The 4,839-nt window shown below is 38.5% G+C and carries 5 protein-coding genes; all 5 read left to right on the top strand.

The window, feature by feature from the left end:
* The first annotated feature begins 303 nt into the window (after positions 1–303).
* The gene (locus KY055_01770) at positions 304–969 is read left to right on the top strand and encodes a class I SAM-dependent methyltransferase (GenBank protein MBZ1345346.1); all 666 of its coding nucleotides are present in this window, start codon (positions 304–306) and stop codon (positions 967–969) included.
* A gap of 299 nt (positions 970–1,268) precedes the next feature.
* A complete protein-coding gene (locus KY055_01765; protein ID MBZ1345345.1) occupies positions 1,269–2,483 on the top strand; it encodes an ArgE/DapE family deacylase in 1,215 nt (404 codons plus the stop codon).
* Between the two features lie 414 nt (positions 2,484–2,897).
* On the top strand, positions 2,898–4,184 hold the full coding sequence (locus KY055_01760; GenBank protein ID MBZ1345344.1) for a hypothetical protein: 1,287 nt from the start codon (positions 2,898–2,900) through the stop codon (positions 4,182–4,184).
* A gap of 4 nt (positions 4,185–4,188) precedes the next feature.
* The gene (locus KY055_01755; protein ID MBZ1345343.1) at positions 4,189–4,455 is read left to right on the top strand and encodes a hypothetical protein; all 267 of its coding nucleotides are present in this window, start codon (positions 4,189–4,191) and stop codon (positions 4,453–4,455) included.
* A gap of 99 nt (positions 4,456–4,554) precedes the next feature.
* Positions 4,555–4,839 (top strand): hypothetical protein (locus KY055_01750; GenBank protein MBZ1345342.1); only part of this gene is annotated, 285 nt, incomplete at its 3' end.

Genomic DNA, 4,839 nt, shown 5'->3' with positions numbered 1-4,839 from the left:
GGATTTTCCTTGAAAAAAGTTCGGATTTCGTTTAGGGCTCGGAGCCAGTAAGGAAAAGTCAATCTTTCCGTCTCGCCGCTTCGCGGCTCGGCGGCCAAATTGAACGGGATTTTCCAGCTGAAATTTTTGATTTCGTTTGCCGGCTTCGCCGGCAAGTAAAAGAAAATTTTTATACATTAGGACAGATATTTCATTGAAATTTCTGTTTTTTAGTTGCCTCGCTTTTTTCTTCTCTAAGATTTGCTGTCAGAGGTAAAATCTGTTAAGATTTTATTAGCGAGTGAAGCCCGCTAAAGGAAAATCATGAAAAAACCAGAAAAAAATTCAAAATGGGATTTTGACAAATGGGCAAAGAGATATGACAAAACTATTAAAAGAGGCTATCAGGCTAATGACTGGATGTATAAAAATTACGAGGAGGTTCTTAATCAGGTTGTAGCCTTTACCCAAGATATTCTAAAAAAACCCAAGATAACAATGGTAGATATCGGAGTGGGAACCGGCAACTTGGCCCAGAAATTCGTTGGGAAAGTAGAACACCTAATTGGCATTGATTCCTCCGTCGAGATGCTAAAAATCTCCAAAGAGAAGCTTCCAACAATTGAAGCAAGAAAGGGTGATTTTTTAGAGCTTCCTGTAGCGGATAATTCCGTCAATCTAATTGTTTCCGCCTACGCTTTTCATCATTTGACCGAAGAAGAAAAAATGAAAGCCCTCGAGGAGATGCACCGGATTTTAAAAAAACAAGGTAAAATTATCATTGCCGATTTAATGTTTGCCAATCAGAAAGCGGAAAAGGGGATTAAAAGTAAATTGATTGCCGAAAACAAAGGCGAAATTGTGACTGAAATTGAGGAGGAACACTATGGTTATATGAATACCTTAACTCAGAAGGTTATCGGGCTGGGGTTTTCCGTCCAACAAAAACAAATGACTGATTTTGTTTGGGTAATCTGCGGGAAAAGATAATCTCTCGTTGCCGCCAAAGAAAAACTTGAAATTGTCAAAGAACGCGGCGAGCCCGCTTGCGGGCGAGCCGCCCCAGAAGGAGAAACTTCGTTTCCCTACGGGGCAGGCAAATTACGGGGGCTTTTCCTCGCCGCCGCAGGCGGCGAAAAATGTTCGAGCTAATTTCAATATACGCAGCGTTTTGACAAGCTCAGCGCAGGCCACCGAGATTGAAGAGACGTGGTCAGATTGTCAAACCACATCTAACTTGAGAGCGGTCCGAGAAACCGATCTGCCCACAAATTATTTATATCAATCTTATGGAAAAAGTTAAATCAAACGTTCTGAAAGAAATAGAAAAATCAAAGAAAGAGCAGATTAGATTTCTGCAAAAGTTGGTTCAATCTCGTTCAGTTAATCCGAATATGGATGACCCAACCAAATCAAGCCCCTACGACCCGGTGGAACTTGAGGTTGCCGAGTTGATTTTTAATAAACTAAAGAGCATCGGTCTTTCTCCTAAATTTGAGGGCCTTTCTTCTTCAAGGCCAAATGTAGTTTGCGAGTTCGGAAAGGGAAAAAAGACGCTGATTTTTAACGGCCACATGGATACAGTTCCTCCTCCTAAGGGATACGATTTTAATCCCTTTTTGGGATTTATTGAAAGGAGAAAGCTCTACGGGGCTGGAGCCTTAGATATGAAATCCAGCTTAAGTGGCTTTATATATATGGCCAAAGCACTTTTGAAATTTGAGCAGGCATTAAGAGGAAAAATTTGTTTGCAGTTTGTGATTGACGAAGAACCGATGGCAGCTTCACATTTTGGAACTCGTTATCTTTTAGAAAAGAAATATACGGGAGATGCGGCAATAGTTGGAGAGCCCGGTTTGCATAAAATTACTATTGGTAATAGAGGTGGCTATAGATTTAAATTAGAAACCTTCGGAGATGCAGTGCATACTGGTTCAAGAGAATGGGAGCAAAAAAAAGAGGGACTCAATGCAGTTTTAGAAATGACAAAAGTGATTAAAACGTTGGAGGGATTTAGATTCCCAACAAAAAAGCATCCTGTTTTTCCGGGGAGAAAAAACGTATTGACGTTTCCAACTCTAATTAAAGGAGGGAAGGCTATAAATTTTGTTCCGGATTCTTGTATTGCCTTTGGCGACACAAGGCTCCTCCCGGGTGTTACCAAAGATTATCTAGAAAAAGAAATCAAAAAAAGACTCAAAGGGCTAAAAATAAAATACAAATTAACACCTTTTGTTTATGTGCCAGCGTCTTTTGTCAAACCAACAGAACCAATTGTCAAAATTCTAAAAACTAATGCTCAACAGGTAATAAAGAAAAAGTTGGTTTGCGAAGGCTCCGGCCCCTGGAGTGACATGTGGATGTTTATTGAAAAAGGGATCCCGGCTGTAAATTTCGGTTGCGATGGGGCGGGCGCTCACGGTAAGAACGAGTATGTAGAGATAAAAAGTTTAATTGATGTGACAAAAATCTACAGTCTAACCGCCCTGGATTTTCTGAAATAATTAGGCGATTTTTTGATAGAATAAGATTACAAAATAATTCCGAGAAAGCCGCCGGAATTCATTCGTGGGGATGAATCGGCTTGATGTTCTTTTTAACAAGCGATAAAATAAATATAGGTAGACTTTCAAAGCGGTTATACCGACTGGAATTTCTCGCAACATCAATTCTCTGTTGCGTGTAAAGTCGCAAGAGTATTTCTAACAGGGCTGGGCAGAGTAGAGTGCGTGCTCCCATTGGGGATGTCTAAGGATCTATATTATTCCTTCGGTGAGGATACAACCTTATCCGTTGAACCGAGAATCTCCCGACTTTAGTCGTGGAGAGTGTCAAAAACAATATATTCAAAAATGAAATAATAATTTTTCCGCGCGAAGCGCGGAAATTTTCCCTCACTCCAATTCCCTCAATAATTTATGTTTGAAAAAGAACCACAATTTTTTAAGACGAAGGAAACATCAAAGAAAATACCAGAGGAAGCATCAAAGGAAGCGTTAGAATCAAAAACAGAAATAAAAGGAGAAATTAGCCAGAATGAAAAATTTAGGGTTATTAAAAAATATGTTGAGACAATTGAAGAAAAAAAAGCAGCGAAGGAGATAAAAAAGTCTTTCTTGAAATTGACTCCCGATGAATTAGAAACAAGCCTAAGCAAAAAAGAGTCAGATTTAATCTACGGAGTTATTTCAGAATATAACACCCTGCTGAAACATTTTGAAGAGAATAATATCAAAAGAGAAGAAATTAAGCAATTTTTAGAAGAAAAAGGAGAAGAAATGTTGCCTTATCGAATTAGACGAGGTTATACTAAATTAGATATTGGTTTGCGCAATATCAATAATATATTGTTCGACAGGTGGTTGAATATCGCTGAGGGGGGGTTTCGAAAAATTCCCGAGAAATTCTTCCTTGAGGAACTCAAAACTGTTGTCAATTTGGAGATCGACCTCGCGGATTTAATATCCGAAAATGCAGAATGGAAGGAATATTCAATTAATAGGAAGGAAAAAACTGAAAAACCTATAGAGATTAAAGGGTTTGAGAAATTTGATTTTCCGCAAATTAAAGGAAAAGAAATTGTTGAAACAGCTACTGCTCTTTTACCGAAAGAACTTTTTTCGAATAAAATCAGGATGATAGAATATCAGGATAAAATTCAGCCAGTGGACAAAAAGTATGGTTTTACTGGAGAAAGATTTGCTAGCTTTTCTCCTTTATATTTTCGTGGGAAAGATAGGGCGGATATTGCTTTTTATAAGGTTTCTTTATTAGATAAAATAAGTTACTTAAAAGAGCTTCCTTTTATGTTGGCTCACGAATGGGCGCATAACATAGATCCGAGATTGGATGATCAAAAAGACTTACTTCCTGGAATGCAACTTCAAATGGTAAAAGAATGGGATAAAGCGAGAATGGAAGAACTGGAATGGAGTAGTTATGTTTTGAAGATAAATAACCCGGATAAAAAAATAAAAGAGGGCTTGAAGAGTCAGGAGAGTTTTGCCGAAAGTTGCGCCTGTTTTTTGGAAAATCCGGAAGTTTTTAATCTTTCTCATCCCAAAAGATACGAGTTTTTCAGCAAATGGCTTTCAATCCGATTTCCAGAGCTTGACCTTACTGATAGACAAAAACAAGAAGAAAGATATAAAAAGGCGCATAGTTTCTGGCCCAAAATTACTTCCTCAGAAGAAGAAAAAAAATAAATTTATGTCCCAAACTTTTATTATAAAAGACCGTTTCCAAAAAGAATTAGGAGAAATCTCCTTTTCTGAAAATAGGTTTAAGGTTGAAGTTTCCCGAAAAGAAGACCAGGAAATACTTGAAGACCTTTTGGACAGATTCTTCAAACGAGGTATTCGGGATTTAGGAGAAGTGATATTAGATGAAGCCATTAAGCCGGGTGACCCTTTATTTTTGAACGAAGTCCGAAACCAACTGCTCAGAAAGGGTTATCTTTTAGTCAAGAAACAATAAATTTAAAAATTAAAGTTGATACTCAATAAGGTTTAGCTAAATTTTCAACTACATTTTGAGGAAATTTTACATAAAATCAAATAAAACTATAATTAAGTAATGGCTTCAAAAATTAAGAAAAGAAAAAAGATAATTAAAAAACCGGCTCAGCCCTCTCGTCAAAGTGGTTTAAAATCTTTTACTTCCCGAGCGTCAGCGAAGGGGCGAAAAGAAAGATTGCTTTCTTTACCCGAGCGTCACAGCGAAGGGGCGGAGATGAAGGCAAACCCCGAAGGGGGCAAACTTCATCGACTACCCGAGCGTCACAGCGAAGGGGCGGAGATGAAGGCAAACCCCGAAGGGGGCAAACTTCATCGACTACCCGAGCGTCACAGCGAAGGGGCG

Source organism: Candidatus Nealsonbacteria bacterium (assembly GCA_019923625.1).
Taxonomy (GTDB): Bacteria; Patescibacteriota; Minisyncoccia; order Minisyncoccales; family RBG-13-42-11; genus JAHXGN01.
The sequence above is the reverse complement of the archived record's forward strand: the minus strand, read 5'-3'. Positions and strand labels throughout refer to the sequence as shown.